Annotated in this window: 25 protein-coding genes and 1 tRNA gene; 9 read left to right on the top strand and 17 right to left on the bottom strand. The window is 63.6% G+C overall.

The features are described 5' to 3' along the window. Nucleotides 1-132: 132 nt before the first annotated feature. Nucleotides 133-1,104 carry a helix-turn-helix domain-containing protein gene (locus tag OGR47_RS06005; protein ID WP_165047840.1) on the bottom strand — a complete coding sequence of 324 codons (972 nt, stop codon included), beginning with the start codon at nt 1,102-1,104 and terminating at the stop codon, nt 133-135. Nucleotides 1,105-1,257: 153 nt separating this feature from the next. Here OGR47_RS06005 and OGR47_RS06000 point away from each other — a divergent pair, with 153 nt between their 5' ends. The 3 genes from OGR47_RS06000 (at nt 1,258) to OGR47_RS05990 (ending at nt 3,490) form a co-directional block, all read left to right on the top strand. Beyond that, nucleotides 1,258-1,764, top strand: a complete 507-nt coding sequence (locus OGR47_RS06000) for a hypothetical protein (RefSeq protein ID WP_246729510.1) — start codon at nt 1,258-1,260, stop codon at nt 1,762-1,764. A gap of 53 nt (nt 1,765-1,817) precedes the next feature. After that, the gene (locus OGR47_RS05995; protein WP_165047837.1) at nt 1,818-2,090 is read left to right on the top strand and encodes a (2Fe-2S) ferredoxin domain-containing protein; all 273 of its coding nucleotides are present in this window, start codon (nt 1,818-1,820) and stop codon (nt 2,088-2,090) included. Nucleotides 2,091-2,173: 83 nt separating this feature from the next. Continuing rightward, nucleotides 2,174-3,490, top strand: a complete 1,317-nt coding sequence (locus tag OGR47_RS05990; RefSeq protein WP_165047835.1) for a L,D-transpeptidase family protein — start codon at nt 2,174-2,176, stop codon at nt 3,488-3,490. Nucleotides 3,491-3,656: 166 nt separating this feature from the next. Here OGR47_RS05990 and OGR47_RS05985 read toward each other — a convergent pair whose 3' ends face one another. After that, nucleotides 3,657-4,127 (bottom strand): DUF2269 family protein, encoded by a 471-nt coding sequence (locus OGR47_RS05985; protein ID WP_165047833.1) that lies wholly within the window; start codon nt 4,125-4,127, stop codon nt 3,657-3,659. Further along, nucleotides 4,128-5,381, bottom strand: a complete 1,254-nt coding sequence (locus OGR47_RS05980) for an SDR family oxidoreductase (protein WP_165047831.1) — start codon at nt 5,379-5,381, stop codon at nt 4,128-4,130. Nucleotides 5,382-5,483: 102 nt separating this feature from the next. Between OGR47_RS05980 and hemW the strand changes: the two genes are divergently transcribed. Beyond that, nucleotides 5,484-6,650 carry a radical SAM family heme chaperone HemW gene (gene hemW, locus OGR47_RS05975; RefSeq protein WP_165047828.1) on the top strand — a complete coding sequence of 389 codons (1,167 nt, stop codon included), beginning with the start codon at nt 5,484-5,486 and terminating at the stop codon, nt 6,648-6,650. A gap of 461 nt (nt 6,651-7,111) precedes the next feature. On the opposite strand, the gene OGR47_RS05970 is transcribed toward hemW, so the two are convergent. Continuing rightward, entirely contained in the window at nt 7,112-7,414 is a 303-nt protein-coding gene (locus OGR47_RS05970; RefSeq protein ID WP_165047826.1) for a hypothetical protein, read from the bottom strand. Between the two features lie 99 nt (nt 7,415-7,513). Here OGR47_RS05970 and OGR47_RS05965 point away from each other — a divergent pair, with 99 nt between their 5' ends. Next, nucleotides 7,514-7,765 (top strand): hypothetical protein, encoded by a 252-nt coding sequence (locus OGR47_RS05965; RefSeq protein ID WP_165047824.1) that lies wholly within the window; start codon nt 7,514-7,516, stop codon nt 7,763-7,765. Between the two features lie 18 nt (nt 7,766-7,783). Continuing rightward, the gene (locus OGR47_RS05960) at nt 7,784-7,936 is read left to right on the top strand and encodes a hypothetical protein (RefSeq protein WP_165047821.1); all 153 of its coding nucleotides are present in this window, start codon (nt 7,784-7,786) and stop codon (nt 7,934-7,936) included. A gap of 172 nt (nt 7,937-8,108) precedes the next feature. On the opposite strand, the gene ligD is transcribed toward OGR47_RS05960, so the two are convergent. The 10 genes from ligD to OGR47_RS05910 form a co-directional block, all read right to left on the bottom strand. Continuing rightward, nucleotides 8,109-10,736, bottom strand: coding sequence for a DNA ligase D (gene ligD / locus OGR47_RS05955; RefSeq protein WP_165047819.1), 2,628 nt, complete (start codon nt 10,734-10,736; stop codon nt 8,109-8,111). After that, complete coding sequence (locus OGR47_RS05950) at nt 10,737-11,660, bottom strand: Ku protein (protein ID WP_165047817.1); 924 nt, start codon at nt 11,658-11,660, stop codon at nt 10,737-10,739. A gap of 141 nt (nt 11,661-11,801) precedes the next feature. Further along, nucleotides 11,802-12,380: a bactofilin family protein gene (locus OGR47_RS05945; RefSeq protein WP_165047815.1), complete on the bottom strand. Its 579-nt coding sequence runs from the start codon at nt 12,378-12,380 to the stop codon at nt 11,802-11,804. Nucleotides 12,381-12,549: 169 nt separating this feature from the next. After that, entirely contained in the window at nt 12,550-13,503 is a 954-nt protein-coding gene (locus tag OGR47_RS05940) for a tyrosine recombinase (protein WP_165047811.1), read from the bottom strand. A gap of 10 nt (nt 13,504-13,513) precedes the next feature. Further along, the gene (locus tag OGR47_RS05935) at nt 13,514-13,657 is read right to left on the bottom strand and encodes an oxidoreductase (RefSeq protein ID WP_165047809.1); all 144 of its coding nucleotides are present in this window, start codon (nt 13,655-13,657) and stop codon (nt 13,514-13,516) included. Nucleotides 13,658-13,902: 245 nt separating this feature from the next. Then, on the bottom strand, nt 13,903-14,622 hold the full coding sequence (locus OGR47_RS05930) for a L,D-transpeptidase (protein WP_165048395.1): 720 nt from the start codon (nt 14,620-14,622) through the stop codon (nt 13,903-13,905). A 349-nt stretch (nt 14,623-14,971) separates the two neighbouring features. After that, nucleotides 14,972-15,346 (bottom strand): hypothetical protein, encoded by a 375-nt coding sequence (locus OGR47_RS05925; RefSeq protein ID WP_165047807.1) that lies wholly within the window; start codon nt 15,344-15,346, stop codon nt 14,972-14,974. A 97-nt stretch (nt 15,347-15,443) separates the two neighbouring features. Continuing rightward, nucleotides 15,444-16,076, bottom strand: a complete 633-nt coding sequence (locus tag OGR47_RS05920) for a septation protein A (RefSeq protein WP_165047805.1) — start codon at nt 16,074-16,076, stop codon at nt 15,444-15,446. A gap of 5 nt (nt 16,077-16,081) precedes the next feature. Next, nucleotides 16,082-17,161 (bottom strand): signal recognition particle-docking protein FtsY, encoded by a 1,080-nt coding sequence (gene ftsY, locus OGR47_RS05915; protein WP_165047803.1) that lies wholly within the window; start codon nt 17,159-17,161, stop codon nt 16,082-16,084. A 224-nt stretch (nt 17,162-17,385) separates the two neighbouring features. After that, nucleotides 17,386-18,369 (bottom strand): beta-ketoacyl-ACP synthase III, encoded by a 984-nt coding sequence (locus OGR47_RS05910; protein ID WP_206527378.1) that lies wholly within the window; start codon nt 18,367-18,369, stop codon nt 17,386-17,388. Nucleotides 18,370-18,892: 523 nt separating this feature from the next. On the opposite strand from OGR47_RS05910, the gene rimO reads away from it, so the two are divergent. Further along, nucleotides 18,893-20,239: a 30S ribosomal protein S12 methylthiotransferase RimO gene (gene rimO / locus OGR47_RS05905; protein WP_165047799.1), complete on the top strand. Its 1,347-nt coding sequence runs from the start codon at nt 18,893-18,895 to the stop codon at nt 20,237-20,239. 81 nt (nt 20,240-20,320) lie between these two features. Then, nucleotides 20,321-20,626: a hypothetical protein gene (locus OGR47_RS05900; RefSeq protein ID WP_165047797.1), complete on the top strand. Its 306-nt coding sequence runs from the start codon at nt 20,321-20,323 to the stop codon at nt 20,624-20,626. Here OGR47_RS05900 and OGR47_RS05895 read toward each other — a convergent pair whose 3' ends face one another. The 3 genes from OGR47_RS05895 to OGR47_RS05885 all read right to left on the bottom strand — a co-directional run bounded on the left by OGR47_RS05895 (nt 20,627) and on the right by OGR47_RS05885 (nt 23,446). Then, nucleotides 20,627-21,193, bottom strand: coding sequence for a nicotinate-nucleotide adenylyltransferase (locus tag OGR47_RS05895; protein ID WP_165047795.1), 567 nt, complete (start codon nt 21,191-21,193; stop codon nt 20,627-20,629). 431 nt (nt 21,194-21,624) lie between these two features. Continuing rightward, the gene (locus OGR47_RS05890) at nt 21,625-21,918 is read right to left on the bottom strand and encodes a GIY-YIG nuclease family protein (protein ID WP_165047793.1); all 294 of its coding nucleotides are present in this window, start codon (nt 21,916-21,918) and stop codon (nt 21,625-21,627) included. A gap of 232 nt (nt 21,919-22,150) precedes the next feature. Further along, complete coding sequence (locus OGR47_RS05885; RefSeq protein ID WP_165047791.1) at nt 22,151-23,446, bottom strand: glutamate-5-semialdehyde dehydrogenase; 1,296 nt, start codon at nt 23,444-23,446, stop codon at nt 22,151-22,153. 109 nt (nt 23,447-23,555) lie between these two features. Here OGR47_RS05885 and OGR47_RS05880 point away from each other — a divergent pair. Beyond that, nucleotides 23,556-23,631: transfer RNA gene (locus tag OGR47_RS05880), tRNA-Glu, on the top strand. The last annotated feature ends 94 nt before the right edge of the window (nt 23,632-23,725 follow it).

The raw sequence follows: 23,725 nt of genomic DNA, 5'->3' as shown, positions 1-23,725 counted from the left end.
GAAAGCCCGACCGGGAATCCAGAGCCAGAGTAGCTGGCTTTGCTCTGGATTCCCGATCGCTCGCTGCGCGAGCGTCGGGAATGACCCTGAACGGATCGAGCAGATTTCCCGCACGTTTTCTCGTTACCTCGCTCACTCGGGTCGGTCGGCAAACATCCGCCGATAGTCGCGCGGCGAGCAACCGAATTTTTGTTTGAAGCTGCGGCTGAAATGCGAAATGTCATTGAAGCCCCAGCGAAACGCGATGTCGGTGATCGGGGCTCCGGCTCGGGAGGAAAGCTCCCGCCGGCATTTTTCCAGTCTGAGCCTCAAGACATAGCGCATGAGAGAGGCCCCTTCGTCCGATAGAAGGTCGTTGACGTAGCGCGACGACATGCCCACTCCAGAGGCCACCATGGGGGCGTCGAGTTCTGGATTCCGCAGGTTCCGATCGATGAAATTCTTGATTCTCGTAAGCGACTTGGAGCGCACGAATGAGGCGGCCTCCACAGGCAGCCCGGTCGCCGCCAACGCCAGAGCCAAAAGATCCATGCAATTTTCAGAAAGCGCGGCAAATTGGGGCGCGGATAATTCCTGCGCCTGCTCGGCGCAGGATCGCAGGAATGCGGCAGCCACAGCGCCCACGCCCCGATCTCCAGCAATTTGCACAGCCGAGCAACGCTCGACGCCGCCGACTCTCTCTTTGAGTTTTCCGCGAGGAATGGAAACGATCAGTTTCGAGAAACTTCCCGGGCAATCGATGCGATGCGGACGCGTCGCGTCATAGATCGTCATATCCCCTGGACGCAGCACGACCGCGCGGCCGTCCTGCTCCAATGAATAGCGTCCCGAAAGAAGAACGACCGCGAGATAAACGTCCTGACTGATCTTGGCTGGCTCCTTGGGCAATCGTTCGATCGCGATGGCGTTCGATCTGATCGACGAAAGGCGAAGCTCCTCCCACGGGTAGATCGTCGTTTCATTGAACAAGCGCCCTTCCGTCGGCGGACTGATCTCGACATCGGCGAACTCTCTCCCGATCATTTCGCGCAACCATTCTTCGCGTTGCTTGATGGGAAGATGATCCGTCGACAGGACCATTGGACTCGGCAGTCGCGTGGTCATTACGTTTGCCCGGGCCTTTCCTTTCACTCCTTGAACGCTAACACAGCGAGCGCCGTCCCAGTCAAATTATCGTTCCGTCTCGGTCGAGCAGACGCCCGCCGCGTATCTATGGTGGGCGCACACGAGATAACTGCTGGCCGAGGACACAAGGAAATGACGCAACGCACGCCCGAAGAGACCAATGTTCTGCTCCTAAGAGCGGCGGCCTTATGGCTTCTCGTCGCGCTGCTCCTGGCCTTTTGCCTCGTGGGGCTGAATTTCGGCGTCCCGCTCCTGAAGGCGATCTTTGCTGGCAAACAGTCGAGACTGGTGCAGGCCCACATCGACTATCTGTTGATGAGCGCATTGATTTTTGGCTTCTATGCCGCACGGGTTCCCTTGCATTGGTCCGTACGCTGGTTGATGGTCGTTGGCGCTTTCACAAATCCGAGCCTTTTCCTACTGCAAGCGATTTTTCCGCTCCTGGATTCCCCTGTTCCCGCGGATGGGCTTCTGCCGTTGTTTTTCCGTGTCTATCTGATGATCAGCCTGCCGACCGCGACCTATGGCTTCGGCGGAGGGGCGATCAGCGTCCTACGGTCGACATTTCAGCGCAGGGACAACGCATCGGCGCATGAATTGCTTGAAAAAGAACAAGCGATCTTGACCAAGACGATGTAGCAAGGCAAGCGGCGTTGCATCTCCTGGTGAAACGCCGCATAGCCATCGCAGCCGTGAGTAACAAACCGCCCGCCCGCCTCATTGTCTGCGTCGGCCCGAACTGCGATGCTCATGGCCGCGGGCGCGCCTTGCTGGCCGAGGTTCAAGCGGCGCTTTCCGCCACCTTTCCCGACGCGCTCGCCGACGGCCGCCTCAAAATCTCGACACGCCAGTGCCTGCGGCTCTGCACGCGCGATCCCGTGGTGCGGCTGGAGCCTTCGGGCGACGCCTTCTCCGACCCCGATGTTGACGAGCTGATCCACGAGGTTTCGGCGGCGCTGCGTTAGCTGCCAATCCCCGCCAGCTCCGCGCGCGCTAGGTAGAGGGGCGACGCGCCGGCGCCGTGATCCCGGCGCAGCGAGACATTCCAATGATAAGACTGCCTTGCGCCAGCGCTTTGAAGCTCCTGGCGTCCGCCGCGATTTTCCTCACCCTCGCGCCGGCGGGCGCGCAGCAAGGAACAGACGCGCCGCAGCCGGGCTACGAGCGCCCAGAAAATGGCCCCGTCGCGCCGCCGCCCCAAGTGGATCAGCCTAGAGACGAACAACCTCAAGAAGCACCGCCACGGGTCGAACAGCCCCGGCGCGTTTCTCCTGCTTATGGCCCCGAAACAGCGAACGCCACCGCCGAGGCCTTACGGCGTTACGCGACAATCGCGGCGTCCGGCGGCTGGCCGCGCATCGCCAAGCCGTTCGGCGCCAACGCCAGCGGCAAGCCGGTCGCGCTGCTGCGCCGCAGGCTCGCCATCGAAGGCTATCTCCCCAACGCGCAAGACAGCGGCGACAGCGCATGGGATGATGCGCTGAGCGACGCTTTGCGCCGTTTCCAGGCGCATATGGGCCTCGAGCAAACAGGCGACGTCTCGCGCGAGACATTGCGGGAATTGAACGTCCCCGCCGCAAACCGCGCGCGTGAGCTCGAGATGACGGCGGCGCGTCTTGCGAAGATGCATTTTCGCTTCAGCGACCGCTATGTCGACGTCAACATTCCAGCGGCCTCCGTCGAAGCCGTGGAAGACGGCAATGCGATCGAACGCTTCACGGCCGTCGTCGGCGGACGCCGCCACCCCTCGCCGCAAGTGGTCGCAAGGATCATTGCGATCGACATCAATCCGACATGGACGGTGCCGGCCTCGATCATCAAGAAGGAGCTTGCGCCGAAGCTCAAACGCAATCCGCATTATTTCGAGCGCGAAAACATCCGCATTCTCGACGCACGCGGCCATGAAATCGATCCGCTGAAACTGCGGCGCGTCTCGAATAAGCGCGCGGCGCATTTCACTTTCCGTCAGGAGCCGGGACCGAAAAACGCATTGGGCTCCCTACGCATCTCCATGCCAAATAATCACGACGTGTATATGCACGACACGCCGAACAAGAAGCTTTTCGACAGGGACTACCGCTTCCTTTCGCATGGCTGCGTGCGCGTCGAGGGCGTCTACGATCTCGCCGCCTGGCTTCTCGACGAAACCTCGCGCGATTGGAGTGCCGCCGCGCTACGCGACGAGGTCGAGAACGGCCGTAGCGAAAAGATCAGGCTGCGCAAGCCTGTCCCCGTCGTCTGGGTCTATATGACAGGTTGGGCGGAGGACGACGGCCCCGCCTATTTCCGCCACGATATCTATAACCTCGACAAGGGCGCGCGGCCGCCGGCGCATGGAAAGCATCAGCGCGCGCGCCGCAGGTGATACGAAATCCGATTGATTGGTTCGGCGTCATTCCCCACGCTCGCAAAGCGAGGGATCGGGAATCCAGAGCAAAACCAGCGCTTCTGTGGCTCTGGATTCCCGGTGGGGCTTTCAGCCCGCGGGGAATGACAACCTCCAATGCAAGCCGTTCAAACGGTACGGCCCTTTAGAAATCCGGTTTCGCCACCATCAGCCAGAAGATCACGAGCATGGAAATAAAGGCGGGCCAGCCGAGCGCGAACCACCACCAGAAATAGCGCTTATATTGCGGCGGCAAGGATTGGCCGGCGGCAAGACATTCCTCGGCGATGCGCGCCATCCTCACCTGCAGCCACACTACCGGAAGCCAGCAGGCGCCGACAAAAATGTAAAGCGCGACCGACGCCAATATCCAATGCGTGTCGAACGGCCAGCCCTCTTCGAGCATGAGTCCTACGCCTGTCGCGGGTTGAATAATCACGGCCGGCGTAGTGAAGATCCAATCCGCCAGCACCACATTCTTATTGCCGGCGACGATGCCACGCAGATCGCCGCGAATATTGGTCGCGAGACCGTGAAAAGCCGTGCCCAGCCCGGTGCCGAACAGAACCGTCGAACTGATGATATGAATCCATTTGAGAAACGTGGGATCGAACATTCACCCCGCCTCCATGGCGATCATGACGAGAACGGCCGCCGCGATCGGCAAATTCTTCAGGATCGGGGCGAAGGGATGTAACCAATAATCGGCGGGAAGGCCAAGCGCGAGAAGCGTGAAGGCGGCCATGCTCGCGAGCTGCAGCCAACCGACGAGGACCGGTCGGAAGCCGCCCAATAGTGCCGCGCCGAGCGCAAGATCGAGCGCCGCGCCGCCATAGAGCGCTGCGGAGGCGAGCGGCCCGTAAAGACCGATAGCGGCGAGCAGTTCGTAGCTCTTGTCGATCGGGTAAAGCCCGAAGGAAAGCAGCCCGGTGACGATCCATAGCAGCGCGAGGCTCCAGCGCAGCGCAGGCCGCACGAAGAAGAGCCGCGCCGCCACACGGTCCGCGTATGACGCCGGCTCCCGCGCCAACGCGCTGCGCAGATCGCGCGGCGGGCGGCCGAGCGCCATCGTCAGCGGGCCGGGATCGGAGACATTGCCGCGCGCGAGCATTTTCATCACGTCCGGATTGAGCGGCCCGCTGGTGAACCGTCCGCCGATCTCCGTGACGAGGGCCAACAGGCGGTCGGGGATGCGGATGGCGCCCGTCGGCTGCAGCCCAAGCCAGCTGCGCAAGATGCGGGTCAGCTCATAGGCCGTCATCGGCTCCGGGCCCACGGCGTCGATCATGCGCGCCGACTCTACGCCCTCGACGAGCCGCGCCACGACCTCGGCGAGATCGTCGACATGGATGGGCTGAAACCGCCAATCATCGGCGCCGATACGAGGCAGTATGGGCAGCGCCGCCGAGGCCAGAAGCCAGGTCGTGCTCGCCCCTCCTCGGCCGACCACCACGGAGGGGCGCAGCACGCGCCAGTCGAGGCGGCGCCCATAAGGGTCGGCGTCGACGAAGAATGCCTCCGCCGTCCCTTTGCTGCGCTGATAGTCGGTCTCGCCCTGGGGCGCGGCGCCCAGCGCCGAGATATGGATGAAGCGCTTTACCCCGGCGTCGATGCAGGCCGTGAAAAGCCGCACGGGGCCCTCGGCGTGCACGGCGTCCATGGTGTTGGCGCCTTGATTTCGGACGAGGCCGGCGCAATTGACGACGACCTCGAAGCAGGCCAGCTTGATCTCCAGCTTTTCGACGTCGTCGCGGGCGAGGTCCACCTCGGCGCGCCCGGCGGCCGTAACCGCATGCCCCTCAGCGATGAGCCGCCCGGCGATATGCCGGCCGATGAAGCCGGTCCCGCCGACGATCAGGATGCGGGCCAAATGCGCCCTCCGTTTCAGCAAGCAAGCACTCCGCCGCCAACAATATAGGAAACTGGCGCGGCCCGGCCCTGCGTTTTAGGCCGATTCGTGCGATAAAGAGGCATGGCGACGATTCGTAATGCATTCGACCCCGGCTTTGGCGTTTACATCCATTGGCCGTTCTGTCTGTCGAAATGCCCCTATTGCGATTTCAACAGCCACGTGCGCCGCGGCGACGTGGATGAGGATCGCTTTGTCGAGGCCTTCGCGGTGGAGCTCAAGCATCGCGCGCGGCTGGTCCCGGGCCGGGAGGTTCGTTCGGTGTTCTTCGGCGGCGGCACCCCCTCGCTGATGTCTCCCTCGACGGCCGGAGCGATCCTCGGCGAGATCGCCAAGCATTGGACCATGGCCAAGGATGTGGAGATCACGCTCGAAGCCAATCCGACGAGCGTCGAGGCGTCGCGCTTCAAGGGCTTCAAGGCGGCGGGGATCAACCGCGTCTCGCTCGGCCTGCAGGCCTTGAACGACATCGACCTCAAGGCGCTTGGCCGCCAGCATTCGGTGGCCGAGGCGCTGATGGCGCTCGACGTCGCCACCTCCGTCTTCGAGCGCGCCTCTTTCGATCTCATCTACGGCCGCACCGGCCAGACGCCCGCCGCCTGGCGCAAGGAGCTGGACCTCGCTCTGGCCCGCGCGCCAGAGCATATTTCGCTCTATCAGCTCACCATCGAGCCGGAGACCATGTTCGAGCGCCTGGTGAACACGGGCAAGATGACGCTTCCCGACCCCGATACGCAGCGCGCGTTGTGGGACGTGACGCAGGAAGTCACCGCGCGCCACGGCCTGCCGGCCTATGAGGTCTCCAACCATGCGCGAACCGGCGCGGAATGCCGGCATAATCTCGTCTATTGGCGCTACGGCGAATATATTGGCGTCGGCCCCGGCGCGCATGGCCGCATCGTCACGACGCGCGGCCGCCGCGCCCAGGCCTGCGAGCGCCACCCGGAAATGTGGCTCACCTGCGTCGAGACCGAAGGTCATGGCCTCGTCGAGGACGAGTTGCTCAATCCGGAGCAGGAGGGCGACGAATTCCTGCTGATGGGCCTGCGCCTGCGTGAAGGCGTCGATCCGCAGCGTTATTTCCTGCTGACGGGAAAGAAGCTCTCGCAGTCGCGCATTTCCGAGCTGATCGGCGACGGGCTCGTCGAGGTCACGCGCGAGAACAGGCTCCGCGTGAGCTCGGAAGGCTTTCCGGTGCTCGACGCAGTGGTGGCGGATTTGGCGGCGTAAGGCTTTCCGTGCTCGCATGGGGGTTGTCATTCCCGGCGGGCTGAAAGCCCGACCGGGAATCCAGAGCCAAAATAACGTAATGCTGCTTTGAATTCGCGATCGCTCGCTGCGCGAGCGTCGGGAATGATTATTGGCACCGCGCCTCGCAAGCCTCGCCAGCGGATTCGCATCTATCCACGCAAATCTGGTTTTCATCCCAGCTGGTGTTTGGATCGTCATAGGGACAACCGGCGTCGCACCGAAGGCGCTGGTTGTTGCAGTTATCGTAGCACGTCCAATAATCTATTCTCTGGATTTGCGCGTTTTCGGCCTTTAGCGGACCGGCCGAAGGGAGCGCCGCAGCGGCGCCTGTTGCGAGTGTCGCCATGGCGACGCACAGCGAGATTGTGCTGATCGTTTTCATAGAATGCATTGGCCCCTCCTAGACAAACGAAACCGAGCCATAGGAAAAGAAACCGAAACTACCGCCTGCCATCACGTCGATCGGACCGGTGGCGCTCGGTCTTTCGGCTTCCTTCCTCGATCTGGCAACGCGCCCGGCAATCGGCGTATCTTGGCTCCTTGCTCATAAGACAAAAATTGTTGGAAGCTTCGTCCAGCCCCGCGCATGTTTCTGCTCGAATAGCCTCGCAGCGCAAAAAACAAGCCTGCGATGCATCCGCCTGGGCGCCACCGAAGAATATAGCGGCGGCAACCATCGCCATAACGGTCTCTGCGGCATGTACGTTCAACAACCATCCAATGTCGACGTTATTGGCTTTCATTTTGCCCTTCCTTCTGGTCAGGCGTGCGCCACAATGCATTAGCGCTTGGCGCTAATTTAGGTTCCATGCCGGCAAGCGGACCAGCCGGAAATTCGCGGCATGTCGTCGCATCGTTCAAGTCTTCTATTCAAAATGTTCAAGAATAGCGCGCGTGGCAAAGGCGCGCGCAAAGAAAAACGATTTGGCTTGAATGGAACTCCCGCCGCGATCTTCGCGTTAACAGCGCGTGGAATCGCGAAGGAGCAATTTCATGAGATGGATGCGTTTATTGATGGCGCTTGCATTCATTGGCGCGGCCAATGCCGCTTACGCCATCACATGCGGGTCGGACCAATGGTGCTGCCGGCATGACATCGGCGGCACGGGCGAATGCGTAAAGTGCTGCGCGAAATCGAGCAGCTCGATACGGCTGCAAAAGAACAAGGTGGCCTGCGTTCAGTTGCCAATCGTCTGCAACAGCAACGACGATTGCACATGCAGCGGATGCTGTTCGGATTGGAATCGGTGTCAACCGACGTGTGACGACTAATGGTGTTTGGAACAGTGCATCGGCTCGCTGTCATTCCCGACGCTCGCGCAGCGAGCGATCGGGAATGCAGAGCAAACACGCTTATTTTGGCTCTGGATTCCCGGTCGGGTGTTCAGCCCGCCGGGAATGACAAAAGCCCCAGCGCAAGCGGTAGCAGAAATCGCGTCAGGCGCCGCTCGCCTTTATAAAATCCAGCGCCCCAGGCGCAATCATCTGCCGCGTCTCGAAGAACCCGCGCCACTCATCCTTCAAGCCGAGCGCGGTTTTGATGTCGAAGTCGCTGGCGCTATCTGCGTCCGTCAGCGTCTTCCATGACAGAGGCGCCGCCACCGTCACGCCGGGGCGGGCGCGCAGCGACCACGGCAGGATCGCCGTCGCCGATTTTTTGTTACGCAGCCAATCGATGAAGATGCGCCCAGCCCGGCGCCGCTTGCTCATTGTCGCGACGAAGCGTTGAGGCTCCTGACGCGCGAGGCCGCGTGCAAAGCCCGCCGCAAAGACTTCCGTATCGGCGTAAGTCAGCGAGCGATCGAGCGGCAGCACGATATGAATGCCCTTGCCCCCCGTCAGCAGCGGCCAGGATTGCAGACCAATCGACTTCAGATAATCACGAATATCCGCAGCGGCTTTGCAGGTGTCGCGAAAGGGCAGGTCCTCATCCGGATCGAGATCGAAAACCATCCGATCCGGGCGGTCGAGATCACTTGCAAGCGACATCCAGCCGTGAATTTCAATGGCGCCGAATTGCGCCGCCGTATGCAGGCCAAGCGCGCCGTCGAGCGCAATATAGGGCTCGTCTTCATTCTCGACGGTAAGAATGCCCTTGCTCATCCCTTTCAGCGGATGGCGCTGGAAGAACAGCTCCTCGACCGTCTCCGGCGCGCGCAACAGGCTGATCGGCCGATCGGCGAGATGGGGCGCCATGCGCGGCGCAACGGCGTCGTAATAGGCGGCGATCTCGCCCTTGGTGATCCCATCGGCGGGAAAGACGACGCGGCTCGCATGAGTGATGCGCGAGAGCTTCGGCGGCTCCTTTTGCGAGGGCGCTTGCGTCGTCATGTCTTCCCGCACGCCGAGAAAGCGCGCCTGCCGCAATTGCCCATCCAACGTCCAGCCGCCGAAGCGCACTTCCGCCGGAAAAGGCGTTTCGAGCAGCACGACGCCTTTTGGAATCTTGTCCGCCGCAAGGAGCTTTGGGCCGTTGCCCTTTTTCGCGCGCTTGGCCAATAGAGGCGCGAGCCTGCGCCTTGTGGCCGCGTCATAGCCCGTGCCGATGCGTCCGACATAACGCAGCCCCTCCGGCGTTTCTTTCGCGGCGACGAGCGAGGCGAATGACTCGCCCTTCTCGGAAGGGCGGTAGCCGACGATCCGCACGTCCTCGCGAAAGTCGCCCTTGATCTTCAGCCAATCCGAAAAGCGCCCGCTGCGATAGGGCCTGTCCCCGCGTTTTGCGATGATCCCTTCCGCGCCGGCGCGCGTCGCCTGCGCAAAGACAGTCTGCCCGTCGCCTTCGATATAATCGCCATAGCGAATGGCGCCGTCGCTTTTGGCGAGAAGCTGCTCGAGCTGCTCCTTGCGTTTCCGCAATGGTTCGCGGCGCAGATCCTTCTCGTCCAGCATCAGCAGATCGAACGCGACGAACTCGACGCGCTCGCTGCGTCCGGCTTCCAGCGCCGAGACCAGCATGGCGAAATCGGAGAGCCCCTTCTCGTCGAAGACGACCGCCTCGCCGTCGAGAAGCGCATTGCGACAGGGCAGCGCGAAAGCCGCGCGCGCCAGGCCGGAAAAGCGCTCGGTCCAGTCGAGCCCCGTGCGCGTATAGACGCGCGCGCCGTCGACGCCGGTCGCAAGCTCCAGCCGGTAGCCGTCATATTTCAGTTCGAAAATCCAGTCGCCCACGGAGGAGGGCTGTTCGGCTGTCTCGCAGAGTTGTGGCGCGATGAATTTCGGCGTGGGCGCGGAGGCGATGGGCTTGTCCGACCAATAGGCCGCCTTGGCCCGTGATCGAGGAACCTCGGGGCTCTTATCCCTCCCCTTTACGGGGAGGGTGGCCCCGCGAAGCGGGGTCGGGTGGGGCCCGGCCCCGTCATCGTCGTCGCGGCTTGGACCCCACCCGGCGGCCTTCGGCCGCCGACCTCCCCGTAAAGGGGAGGTATGGGTGGCTAATGACGCCGCATCCCCATTTACTCGATTTACGCGCTTCGCCTTCGCGCCTCGTTCGATCTCCTCGCGCGTGCGGCCGGTCGTGACGCTCGTCACATGTTGCCCGGCGAGGTCCTCGTCCTTATCGGCGTATTCGTCCCGCTCCTTTATCAGGAGCCAGTTTTCCCCTTTGTCGCGCGTCTTCATGCGCACCAGAACCCAGCCGCCCTTCATGCGCGCGCCCTGGGCCAGGAACTTGATTTCCCCCTTCTCCAGCGCCTCGAGCGGATCGCCATTCTGCGGCGTGAAAGTCGCGTCCTCCCACAGCATCACCGTCCCGCCGCCATATTCGCCTTTGGGGATCAGCCCTTCGAAATCGCCGTAATCGAGCGGATGGTCCTCGGTGCGGACAGCCAGACGCTTGTCGGCCGGGTTTAACGACGGACCGCGCGCGACGGCCCAGCTCTTGAGCACGCCATCCATCTCGAGCCGCAGGTCGAAATGCTCGCGCCGCGCGAAATGCCGCTGCACGACGAGACGCGCCGCGCCGCCCTGCGAAACCCCTCCCTTCGGCTCCGGCGTGACCGAAAAATCGCGCCGGGCGCGATAGGCGGCGAGCGCGCTATCGTCCTTCCTGGCGCGCGTCGGCATTTATCCGGTCCGACGCCGCGCCGGCGCCTTCGCAGCCTTGGAGGATTTCGCGGCCGGGGGTTTCTTCGCCGGCGGGGAAGCCGGCCGCTTGCCCCTCTTCGGCGGCTCCGGCGGCGCCTCGCCCCCGCCACCACCGCTCGCGGCGACCGAGCGTTTCAGCGCCTCCATGAAATCGAGCACCTTGGCGCCCGGCTCGACCTGCTCCTCGACCGGCACGTTCTCGCCGCGCCCGAGCTTCGCCTTCACAAGCTCGCGCAAGGCTTCGGCATAGTGGTTGCGGAATTTCGCCGGATCGAAAGGCTCGCTGCGCCGTTCGATCAGATCCTCGGCCATCTGCACCATGTCTTCGCGCGGCTTCTCGCGGCCAATCGCGGAGAAGATGTCGTCTGCGTTTTTCAACTCGCTGTCATAGCGCAGCGTATCGAGCACGAGCCCCTGCCCTTCGCCCATTGGGAACAAGGCGACGAGATGCTCCCGCCCGCGCAGGGTGAGCTGACCGATGCCGACCTTATGCTTGGCCCAGAGCGCGTCGCGCAGGACGCGATAGCCCTCCTCGGCGACTTCGCCGTCCGGCAGAACATAGTAAGGCCGATTGAAGTAAAGCGGCTCGATCTCCTCGGCGTCGACAAATTGCAGGAGGTCGATCGTATGCCGCGTCGAAAGCTTCAGTGAATCAAGCTCCTCGTCTTCCATGAAGACGTAATTTCCCGGCTCGACCTCGTAACCGAGGACGATGTCCTCCTTCTTGACCTCGCCTTTGCCGGGCGCGACCTTGAGGTAGCGGATGCGTTGCTTGGAGTTGCGGTCGACCTGGTGGAAGCGGATCTCCGACTCGGCCTTTTCCGCCGCCACCAGCCGGACGGGGATGGAGACAAGGGCCAGACGCAAATAGCCCTTCCAGAAGGTGCGCGCCGACTCGGCCATCACTCGCTCCTGCACGCGCAGTTTGGGATGGCCTTTACATAAGGCGCCATGCGCGATGCGCAGAGGCTTCGCAGAAGCCCACAAAGAAAACGCCCGCTTCAGAAAAGCGAGCGTTGTTCTTGTCGTGACCGGCAAAAAAAATCAGCCGCGGCCTTTGCGGCTCGACATCGGCGCGCGCAAGACATTGCGGCGCTCGGCGGCGATTTCACTCGCAACGCTCTTCGCCGCGCTTTTTCTGGCGGCGCGCGCCGCCTCGCTCAGCCGTTCGAGGGAAGCGCTCGTCTTCCCGACCGGCGCAACCGCAACCGGCTCGGCGCGAGCCTGCGGCACGATCTTGGCGGCGGGAGTGGGCCTGGCGACGGCGCGCTCCTCATTCATGGCGGAAAGATCGCCCGTGACGACGGCGCCCTTCTCCAGCTCCATCTCCCGATAGATCACCCGCCCCTCGACGCGGCCGGTCGACCGGACGGTGAGAAGCTCCGAGATTTCGACATGGTCGCTGATCGAGCCGCTAACGTCGGCCTCTTCGGCAGCGACATGGCCGCGGATCACGCCCGATTGTCCCACGACAACGCCGCGCGCCGTGACGTCGCCCTCGACCACGCCGTCCACGACGAGCAGGTCGGGAACGGAGAACTCGCCCTTCACCGTCACGCCGGCGCCGATATAGACGACGTTTTCCTGCTCCGGCCTGAAACCGGCAATCGCGTTGGCAGCCATTTCCGTCCCTCTGAAGCTGAGCCATAATATTGGCTTGCGGCGACCATACGTTAACAGAAGCCTTACCACAATAAAAAATGGGCTGACGACAATTAGGCCGAGAAGCGGCGCCAAGCGTGACTACGCTTGTCGGCCGTTCGTCTTACCAACAAAGCTGACGAATCTACCCTTACTCTGAACGAGACTCATCAGTGAGCGGATGCAGGTCGCGAACCATGGCCCGCATTCTTTCGTCGAGCACATGCGTATAGATTTGCGTGGTCGCAATATCGGCATGGCCGAGCAACTCCTGCACCACCCGTAAATCCGCGCCGTTCTGCAGCAGGTGGCTGGCGAAAGCATGGCGCAGCGCATGCGGATGGACCTGCGCCGCGGATAATCCGGCCGCGACGCCGAGCGTTTTGAGCTCGCGCGCGAAAGCCTGCCGGGTCAGATGACCGCTGTCGCTGTCGGCCGGGAAGAGAAAAGGCCCTTCCGCGAGCGCAGGCGAAACGGCCTCAAGGAGCTTGCGGTAATCGACGAGCGCGCGCTTGGCACGCTGGGTCAAGGGCGCCAGCCGCTCGCGCCCGCCCTTGCCCTTGATCGTGACAAAGGGATCGCGCGCCCGCGCCGCGCTTTTGGGCAGCGACACCAGCTCCGACACGCGCAGTCCGGTGGCGTAAAGCGTCTCCAGAAGCGCGTAGAGACGCGCGGCGCGCAGCCGCTCGCGCAGGGGGCGCTTTTCGTCATCCAATCCCTCACGCGCCGTGGCGAGCAGGCGGTCGACCTCGTCGACCGACATCACCCCGGGCGCATTGCGCACCAGCCGGGGACCTTCCAGCGCAGCGGCCGGATCATCGCCGCGATGGCGGTCGACATAGAGGAATTTGTGGAACTGCCGCAGCGCCGAGCGCCGCCGCGCCACTGTGGCGCGCGCCATACCGCGCGCGTCGAGCGCCACGAGATAGGCGCGCAAATCCTCGATGGTGGCGCCGACCGGACCCCGGCCCTGGTCGCGAAGGAAATCGGTATAGTCCGTCAGATCGCGCCGATAGGCGTCCAGCGTGTTGTGCGCCGCGCCGCGTTCGGCCGCCTGCATGTCGAGGAAGGCGTCGAGCAGAAGCGCGGCGGACGGAGCGCTCATTGGCGCAAGCCTATTTGTTCAGGCGCTGCGCCGGGATCGAATAGGTCATCTCGCGCGGCTGCGGCGTGACAAAGGAGACGACCGCGATCATCGCGCCATAGACCAGCGCGACGAGGGCGGCGACGATCACGAGAAAGCGGATGAGGCTCGGCAAGGCGGCGACTCTTGGTCAATGATTGCTCCGAGCTATCGCCCGAAGCGCCTGCGATTGCAACCGTGGGCGCTCAGCGGACCTGGGCAATCGGCAAACGCTTGTTTTCCGCTTCTTCATCCTGAGGAGGCCTCGAAGAGGCCGTCTCGAAGGACGAAGAAGCGGAAAACAAGCCGCGAACGGACTCCCGCGCCCTTCGCGACGCCGCCTTCGGCGGCTCCTCAGAACGAGGAAGTCCTGCTCTCGGATCAACGGACGACCACCCGCGTGCCCACGCCCACGTGATTATAAAGGTCGACCACATCGTCGTTCATCATGCGGATGCAGCCGGACGAGACGTTCTGGCCGATCGTATGTGGCTCATTGGTGCCGTGAATACGGTAGAGCGACGAGCCGAGGTAGAGCGCGCGGGCGCCGAGCGGATTGGCCGGGCCGCCCTCCATATGACGCGGCAGGTCGGGACGGCGGGCGAGCATTTCGGCCGGCGGCGTCCAATCGGGCCATTCCGCCTTGCGGCTGACGGTCTTGACGCCAGACCACTCGAAGCCCGGCCGGCCCACGCCGATGCCATAACGCGTGGCGTGGCCTCGGCCGTGAACCAGATAGAGGAACTTGTTCGACGTATCGACGACGATGGTGCCGGGCGCCTCGGCGCCGCTGTATTCGACGTCGGCCCGCATATATCTCGGGTCGGCCGCGCGCTCCATCTCCACGGACTGCGGCGCGTAAGCCGCCGTTTGCGTGCGCGGGTTCGGATAGGCCGCCGGCGGCGCGGCGTAGCGCACCGGCCTCGGGTCGCCGCCGACAAGCGCCTCGATCAGACCGCCGCCGAGCGGACTCTGCTGCTGATAATAGCCGGGATAGGGCGGCGCGGCGGTAATGACCGGATTTGCCCGAGCCGAGGCGACAAGAAGCGCGGCGGACGCGGCCCAAACCGCGCAGCCGAAAAAGAAGGTGCGTTTACGCATGACGAAAAACCACTGCGAGCGCGTCATTGCTTTTCAGATGACGCGATTGGCGACGGTCATGATGATATACCATCAAATTTTACGGTAAATACTAACCAGTTCTCGTGGTTATCAATGAGAAAACGTCAACCAATACTTGGTTAGGCGCCAGTGAATATTAATAGTGAAAAATGGGTTGAGACGGAGTCCGCTCGATGGGGTCGGCTGTCATTCCCGACGCTCGCAAAGCGAGCGATCGGGAATCCAGAGCAAAACCAACACTCTTTCCGCTCTGGATTTCCGGTCTGGCCTCCAGCCCCGGGAATGACGCGCCCCAATCCGAGCCGTTCGGCCGGAAAGGAACCGCGGCTTATCGGAACATTAAAGGCGTGCGCCCGCCATTGGCGCGCGTGAATTTGTCCTTTTGAGCGGCGCACCAATCGCCGGCGCCGGCCGCATTGATTTCGGCGCGAACCTTTGCTTCCTCGCCTGCGAGGCTTGCTTGAAAAGCGGTCGCGTCCTTGGGCGGAAATGCGTGTTTGAGCATCCAGATCATCTGATCGATCTCGCGCCCGTTGACGTGAAACTCTGTCGCGCAGACAGACTTCAACGCTTTCGCCAGAGCGATGCTGCGGGCCACGCCGCCGTGATCGTCTTCGGCGGACGCCGCCGATATAGCAACGCTCGACAGAGCAAGAACGGCGGCGCCGATAAGCGCGCCGCGTTTGGCTGTCCCTTTGAACATCGAACCCTCCCTTTTCTCGGGAGAGACGTTAGGGAGTGTCGCGGACCAAATCCGTGCGCAACTGCACGCGCCCGTTCTGGTCTCCTGCAGCGCGGGTCTAGAAATGCGACTCCGATTCCGGCGTATCCTCTTCTTCCGGAATCTGGTGCTTCAAGATCAGCGGCGCCTGGGCGATGGCGAAGAGAAGCGTCAGCGGCAGAATGCCGAAGACCTTGAAGTTCACCCACTCGTCCGTGGTGACGACACGCCGCACCACCTCGTTGAGGCCGGCGAGGAAGAAGAAGAAAAAGCCCCAGCGCCAGGTGAGCTTGCGCCACCCCGCGTCGTCGATATGGATCGCCATGTCGAATACGATCGGCAGGAGGAGCTTGCCGAAGTAGAGCGCGCCGATGAGCGTCGCGCCGAACATCGAATAGAGGATCGTCACCTTCAGCTTGATGAAGGTCTCGTTCTGCAGGAAGACGGTCAGCCCGCCGAAGACCAGAACCAATACGGCCGTCACAACCGGCATGGCCGGCAGATGCCGCGTCACCGACCAGGAGACGGCGAGCGTCACCAGCACGCCGACCATCAGCACGCCGGTGGCGTAGAAGATCCCGAACTTGCTGTTGACGATGAAGAAGATGATGAGAGGCCCAAGCTCCAGGGCGACTTTCAATCTCGGGTCAAGCTTCTTCTTTGGAGCCGCCGGCTGTTCCAGGCCGGGTGCGGTCGTCGTTTCCTGCGTCATTCCTGTCAGCTTTCCGGCGCCGCCTCAGGCGCGTCTTCCTCATTCAGGCCGGCGATCGCGCGGGCGAAATCGCGGGCGGTAAAGGGCTCGAGGTCGTCCTGGCCTTCGCCGACGCCGATGAAGTGGATCGGCAGCCCATGGGCCTCGGCGATCGCCACTAATATGCCGCCGCGGGCAGTGCCGTCGAGCTTTGTCATCACAAGGCCAGTGACCCCGGCGATGCGACCAAAGATTTCGACTTGCTGGAGCGCGTTCTGGCCCACGGTGGCGTCGAGCACCAGCAGCACCGAATGTGGGGTTTCCGGGTCGGCTTTTTTCATGACCCGGACGATTTTTTCAAGCTCGGCCATCAGCTCGGCGCGGTTCTGCAAGCGCCCCGCGGTGTCCATCAGGAGAATATCGGCGCCTGTCTCGCGGGCGCGCTTGATGGCGTCGAACGCGAGGCCGGCGGCGTCCGCCCCCTCCTTGCCCGCGACGACCTCGGCGCCAAGCCGATCGCCCCAGATCTTGAGCTGGTCGACGGCGGCGGCGCGGAACGTGTCGCCCGCCGCGAGCACCACCTTCTTGCCCTCGTTCCGCCATTTCGCGGCAAGCTTGGCGATGGTCGTCGTCTTGCCCGAGCCGTTGACGCCCACAACCAGGAAAACGAAAGGCTTCTTCGTCTCGTCGATGTCCAGGGGCTGGGCGACGGGCGTGAGAACCGCCTCGACCTCACGGGCGAGGATCGCGCGCACCTCGTCGGGCGCGATGTCCTTCTCGTAACGGGCCTTGCCCACAGCCTCGATGATGCGCGACGTGGCCCCGACGCCAAGGTCGGCGCGCAGCAGCACATCTTCCAGCTCTTCGAGCTTCAGCGCGTCGAGCTTGCGCTTGGTGAAGATGTCGGCGACGCCCTGGCTGATCGCCTGCGAGGTTCGGGAAAGGCCGCCGGTGAGCCGCTGCCACCAGGAGCGCTTCGGCGCTTCTTCGGGCGCCTTCTCCTCAACCGGCGCCTCGGGCGCCTCCGCCGTCGGCTCCGCGCCGCCCCTGCCGAAGAGGCGGGCGAACATGCCCCGCTTTTTAGACCCGTCTGCGTCCGTGCTCATGCGTCCCTCAGTTGGCAAAATGCCTACACCAGTCGGGCATAAAGGGCCAGCAGGACGCGAACTGATTACGCCAATATTGCAAACTTCACTTTAAATAGTTGCTATGCCAAGCTTTTTTCAAGTAGGCGCGCGCCTAGATGTTACGGGGGCGCGTTGCGGCGGCGTGTATGCCGTATGGCCCTTCGAGGGCGGGCGGACGTAAAAGTTCGCCTGCCCGAGCCTTCTCACCAGCGCAGAACGGCGCCGCCCCAGGTCATGCCGGCGCCGATCGCCATCATGGCGATGATGTCGCCCTTCTTCAGCTTGCCGGCGCGATTGGCCTCGTCCAGCGTGATCGGCATGGAGGCGCTCGACGTATTGCCGAAGCGGTCGATGTTGATCCAGCATTTGTCGCGGGGCACGCCGAGATTGTCGAGCGCGGACTCGATGATGCGCTGATTGGCTTGGTGCGCGATGACGTGGGTCACGTCATCCGGAGAAAGCCCGGCCTTGGCCAGGGTCTCCGCCACCACCTCTGGCAGCAGCCTTGTTGCGACCCTATAGACTTCGCGGCCGCGCATTTTGATCTTGCTGTCTTTGGTCGCGAGCATCTCTTCCGACAGCGGAAGACGGCTGCCGCCGCCGGGGATGCCGAGAATTTTCGTCAAAGAGCCATCCGTGCGGAGCGTCGCCGCCAACAGGCCGTGGCCCGCCTCCTCCGTCGCGCCGAGCAGGATCGCGCCCGCCGCGTCGCCGAAGAGCACGCAGGTCTCGCGGTTGGTCCAGTCCACATAGCGGCTCAGTGTCTCGGCGCCGATGACCAGCGCGCGCTTGACCATGCCGGTGCGGATAAATTGGTCGGCGATGGTGAGCCCATAGAGCGAGCCCGCGCAGGCGGCGGCGACGTCGAAACAGAAGGCGTTCCGCGCGCCGAGCAGCTCCTGCACATAGGCGGCGCAAGAGGGCGTCGGCGTGTCGCCGGTGACTGTGCCGACGACGATCATATCCACTTCAGCCGCGCTGACGCCCGCAAAATCCAGCGCCTTGCGCGCGGCCGCCGCTGCGAGGTCAGAGGTCGCCTCATGGTCGGCGGCGATATGCCGCTCCTTGATGCCCGTGCGGCTGACGATCCACTCGCTGTTGGTGGCGACCATCTTCTCCAGATCGGCGTTGGAGAGGACGCGCTCGGGCGCATAGGATCCAGTCCCGAGAACAATGGAATTCGGCAAGGTCAGGTCTTTCTGAAAGGCTGAGGCGGCGCGCCAAGCGTTAACGAGCCAAGGCGTCCCTCGCGCCCGGAAGGCTCCGGCGCGGCTATTCATAGTGGCGCGCGCAAGAAGCGCAAAGGATTTTTGCCGAGGCTTATCAAGCTATTGTTTCAGCGAGATAAAAAAGTTTTTGACGCGGCATCGCGGGCGCAGACGTCCAATTTTCACCCCCTCAATTCGGCCCCATGGAAACTTTTTCTTAAGCTCCTGAAACTATTAACAAGAAGCCAGAGCGGCGCGCCGCCGTCCGGTTCCCATAATAGAAAATTTCGATCGCCTTGCCGCGCAGCTTTCCGCGCGCCAGTAGGAGTTTGCGTCCATGATCCACGCCCTCGTTTTCGCGCTCGTCGCCATTTACGCCCTCGTCGGCGCCCTGACGGTCTGATCCTTCGGACCGCGCGCCTTCCGGCGCGCATTTTTCCAGCGAGCCCAAAGGCGCGCGGTTTTCATTGCCTTCCGCCGCGCGCCATGGCAATCGGGCGCGATGCAGGAAAACCAGAAACCGGCCGCCGCCCCGCGCGTTTCCTTCGTCTCGCTGGGCTGCCCCAAGGCGCTCGTCGACAGCGAGCGCATCGTCACCAGATTGCGCGCCGAGGGCTATGAGCTCGCGCGCCATCACGCCGGCGCCGATGTCGTCGTCGTCAACACCTGCGGCTTTCTCGATAGCGCCAAGGCCGAGTCGCTCGAGGCGATCGGTGCGGCGCTCGCCGAGAACGGCAAGGTCATCGTCACGGGCTGCATGGGCGCCGAGCCCGAGGCCATCACCGAGCGCTTTCCCGGCGTTCTCGCCGTCACCGGCCCGCAGCAATATGAGAGCGTCGTCGAGGCCGTGCACCGCGCCGCCGCGCCCGCGCATGATCCCTTCGTCGATCTCGTGCCCGAGCAAGGCGTGAAGCTCACGCCGCGCCATTACGCCTATCTGAAAATCTCCGAGGGCTGCGACAACAGCTGCTCCTTCTGCATCATTCCGCATCTGCGTGGGCCGCTCGTCTCGCGCCCGGCCGCCGATGTGCTGCGCGAGGCCGAGAAGCTCGCGCGCGCCGGCGTGAAGGAATTGCTGGTGATCTCGCAGGACACGAGCGCCTATGGGCGCGACCTGCGCTATGCGGAAAGCATGTTCGGCGACCGCGCCGTGCGCGCGCGTTTCCTCGATCTTGCCAAGGAGCTCGGCGAGCTCGGGATCTGGGTGCGGCTGCATTACGTCTACCCCTACCCCCATGTCGACGAGGCGATCGGCCTGATGGCGGAGGGAAAAGTCCTTCCCTATCTCGACATTCCCTTCCAGCACGCCGCGCCCAATGTTCTGAAGGCCATGAAGCGCCCCGCCAATGAAGAGAAGACGCTCGCGCGCATAAAAAGCTGGCGCGCCGCCTGCCCGGACCTCACGCTACGCTCGACCTTCATCGTCGGCTTCCCCGGCGAGACCGAGGAGGATTTCGAAACGCTGCTGCAGTGGCTGGACGAGGCCGAGATCGACCGCGCCGGCGCCTTCAAATATGAGCCCGTCGCCGGCGCCCCGGCGAATGACCTCGGCCTTACGCCCGTGCCGGACGAGGTGAAGGAAAACCGCTGGAAGCGCTTCATGGAGAAGCAGCAGGCGGTCTCCGCCCGGCTGATGAAGCGCAAGGTTGGCAAGCGCCTTCAGGTCATCATCGACGAGGCGGGCGGCGGCCCCGCGGGCGTGCTCGCCAAGGGCCGCACCAAGGCCGACGCGCCGGAGATCGACGGAACCGCCTTCGTCGCCGCCCGCCGCCCCCTGCGGCCGGGCGACATTGTGACGATGAAGGTCGAGCGCGCCGACGCTTACGATGTCTACGGCGCAGCCGGCTGAGCCGCGGGCGGGCCTATGGCGTAAGCCTGCGCCCTGGCCCATATTGAGAGCGTGAGGAAAACGCTCAGGGAGCAAAAGAAAATGTCGGAAGACCCCAAGGCCGAGCGGCCGCAGCCGCAGCAGAACCAAAAGCCCGGACGCAATCCGCCGCCGACGCTCCTCATTCCGAAAAGCTTTTTCTATGTCACCGGCGCGATCATCGTCGGCTCTTTCGTGCTAACGCTCTTCGTCCGAAATCCCTACACGCAATCTGTCCAGGAAGGCGGCAGCTTCTACGAGAACGGCATCGACAATTCCGCCATGATGTGGCTCGCGATCTTCGTCGGCATCCCGGCGAGCTTCTGGGCCTATAAGCGCTGGATTCTGCCGCTCTTCGAGAAGAAGTAATCAGCGCCCGGCCTTCCGCCGCAGCGCCGTCGAGGAGGACGGGCTGCGCGGCCCGTGCAGATAGACGAGCGCCGGCGGCGTCGCCTTCGCGAGCAGCGGCGCCTCCCGCTCTTTCATGCGGGCGCCGGGAAAGCGCTGCGCCGCCCTGGCGTTGGCGACCTTCAGCGTTGCGCCCGGCCGGTCGATCACCGCGACCGGCGTCGTGCGCATGATCTCCTCCCAGCGCCGCCAGCGATGGAACTGCAGGAGATTATCCGCCCCCATGATCCAGACGAACCGCACGCCGGGACAGCGCCTGTGCAGAAAGCGCAGCGTGTCGGCGGTGTAGCGCGCGCCGATGTCCGCCTCGAGTCCCGTGACGACGATGCGCGGATCGCGCGCGGTCTTGCGCGCCGCCGCCATGCGCGCGTCGAGCGACGCCAGCCCCTGCGTGTCTTTCAGCGGATTTCCGGGCGTGACGAGCCACCACAGCCGATCGAGCCGCAGCCGCGTCAGAGCAATGTGGGAAACAAGCGCGTGGCCTTCATGCGGCGGGTCAAAGGAGCCGCCGAAGAGGCCTATGCGCATGCCGGGCGTGTGGGGTGGGAGGCGAGGCGGCGGGCTCAAAGTTTACAGCCCCGCGCCCGGCGCTCGGGGACTAGGGAACAATCTCTGGGATCGTCGTCGCGGCCCTGGATTCCCGGTCGGGCCTCCGGCCCGCCGGGAATGACAGGCGCCCCCAGCGCCATACCCGCGAAAGACGCCCCCTGTCATTCCCGCGAAAGCGGGAATCCAGAGCCGCAACGCCACGCTCGGAAATTGGAATCTCTTCAGTCCCTTTGCCGGCTTCAGCGCGCGTTCGAAAATCCAGAGCAATCTCTGAGATCGTCGTGGCGACTCTGGATTCCCGGTCAGGCCTTCGGCCCGCCGGGAATGACAGGCGCGCCCGGCCCCATACCCGCGAAAAACGCCCGCTGTCATTCCCGCGAAAGCGGGAATCCAGAGCCGCAACGCCACGCTCAGCAATTGAGATCCAGATACAGATCCCGCCCCACCGGATTCATCCTCTCGATGAGTTCGAGCTTCCAGCGGCGCTCCCATTTCTTCAGCTGCTTCTCTCGGGTGATGGCTTCGTTGATGTCGGCATAGGTCTCGTACCAAACAAGCATGTGCACGTTATACTTGGACGTAAAACCGGGAAGCTGCTTCGTCTTGTGTTGGTAAACCCGTCGCGCGAGATCATTTGTGACGCCAATATAGAGCGTCCCGTTGCGCTGGCTGGCAAGCATATAGACAAAATAGATTCGTTCCATCACGCTGCTCACGCGCCCGCCACTCGCGGGCGATCGGGAACCGCCTCAACCTCCAGGGCGGCCGTTGCGGCTCTGGATTCCCGGTTGCGCTCCGCGCGCCGGGAATGACAGCGGCCCACAGCGACATTCCCGCAAAAGAGCCTGAATGTCATTCCCGCGAAACCGGGAATCCAGGGCAGCTGCGGCTTGCCCCGAAGTAGAGATCCTACCGCCGTCGCCGCAGGATCGCCTCCTACCCCCGCACCTGCCCCTCGCCATGCACGCGATATTTGAACGACGTCAGCTGCTCCACGCCCACCGGCCCACGCGCATGCATACGGCCCGTCGCGATGCCGATTTCCGCCCCGAAGCCGAACTCGCCGCCATCCGCAAATTGCGTCGAGGCGTTGTGCAGCACGATCGCGGAGTCGACTTCCTGCATGAAACGCTGCGCCACAGCGTTGTCGCGCGTGATGATGCAGTCGGTGTGATGCGAGCCATAGGTCTCGATATGTTCGATCGCCGCCTCGACGCCGTCGACCACTTTCGCGGCGATGATCGCGTCGAGATATTCGGCGCGCCAGTCCTCCTCCGTCGCCGGTTTCACGCGCGCATCCCCGGCCTGCGCCGCCGCGTCGCCGCGCACTTCGCAGCCGGCGTCGATCAGCATGGCAATAAGCGGCGCGAGATGCGTCCCCGCGCAAGCCTTGTCGACGAGCAGCGTCTCGGCTGCGCCGCAAACGCCGGTGCGGCGCATCTTGGCGTTGAGCAGGACGCGCTTGGCCATGTCGAGATCGGCGTCCTTATGGACGAAGACATGCACAATGCCTTCGAGATGCGCGAAGACCGGCACGCGCGCCTCATGCTGGACGCGCGCGACAAGGCTCTTGCCGCCGCGCGGCACGATCACGTCGATATTGCCGTCGAGGCCGGCGAGCATGGCGCCGACGGCGGCGCGGTCGCTGGTCTCGATGAGCGAGATCGACGCCTCCGGCAGCTCGGCGGCCTTCAGCCCCGCGACGAGACAGGCATGGATCGCCCGCGACGTGCGCAGGCTCTCCGAGCCGCCGCGCAGAATCGCGGCGTTGCCGGCCTTGAGGCACAAAGCGCCGGCGTCGGCGGTGACATTGGGTCGGCTCTCATAGATCACGCCGATGACGCCGAGCGGCGTCGCGACGCGCTCGATGACAAGGCCGTTCGGCCGCTCGAATCGCGCGAGCAGCCGGCCGACCGGGTCCGGCAAATCCACGATCTCCTCGACGCCCCGCGCGATGGCCTCGACGCGGCTAGGGTCGAGCGTCAGCCGATCGATGAAGGAGCCCGCCGTTCCGCGCGCCTGCGCATCCGCGACGTCGAGGGCGTTGGCGGCGAGAATCGCGCCGCTCTGACGACGGATTTCGCTCGCCGCGACGCGCAGCGCCTCATCCTTGACCTGCGCTGGCGCAAGCGCCACGGCCCGCGCGGCCTTGCGGGCGGCGCGCCCCAGGGCGGCAAGCGCAGTCTCAAGGCTTTGCGCCTCGGGCGTTTCTTTGGTCAGGATCTCTATCATCGTCATCGTCCCAAAATCAGGCCCGATGGCTATCACGACGAAAGAAAGCGCGAAAGTCGTTGCGAGGCCCTTGCCGAGCCGCACTCGGCGGTCTATAGAGCGGCTCCCCGCTCCCTTCGTCTAGCGGTCTAGGACGTCGCCCTCTCACGGCGAAAACAGGGGTTCGAGTCCCCTAGGGAGCGCCATTAAAATCAAGAGATTAAATAGATCTCGGTAGGGAATCTCTACCCATACGGAAATTATACGGAAAAGGCATCGGCGCACGCCATCGGATGCCGC

It is taken from the genome of Methylocystis sp. MJC1 (assembly GCF_026427715.1).
Lineage (GTDB): Bacteria > Pseudomonadota > Alphaproteobacteria > Rhizobiales > Beijerinckiaceae > Methylocystis.
Note: the sequence above shows the minus strand (reverse complement) of the source record. Positions and strands in the feature narration are given on the sequence as shown.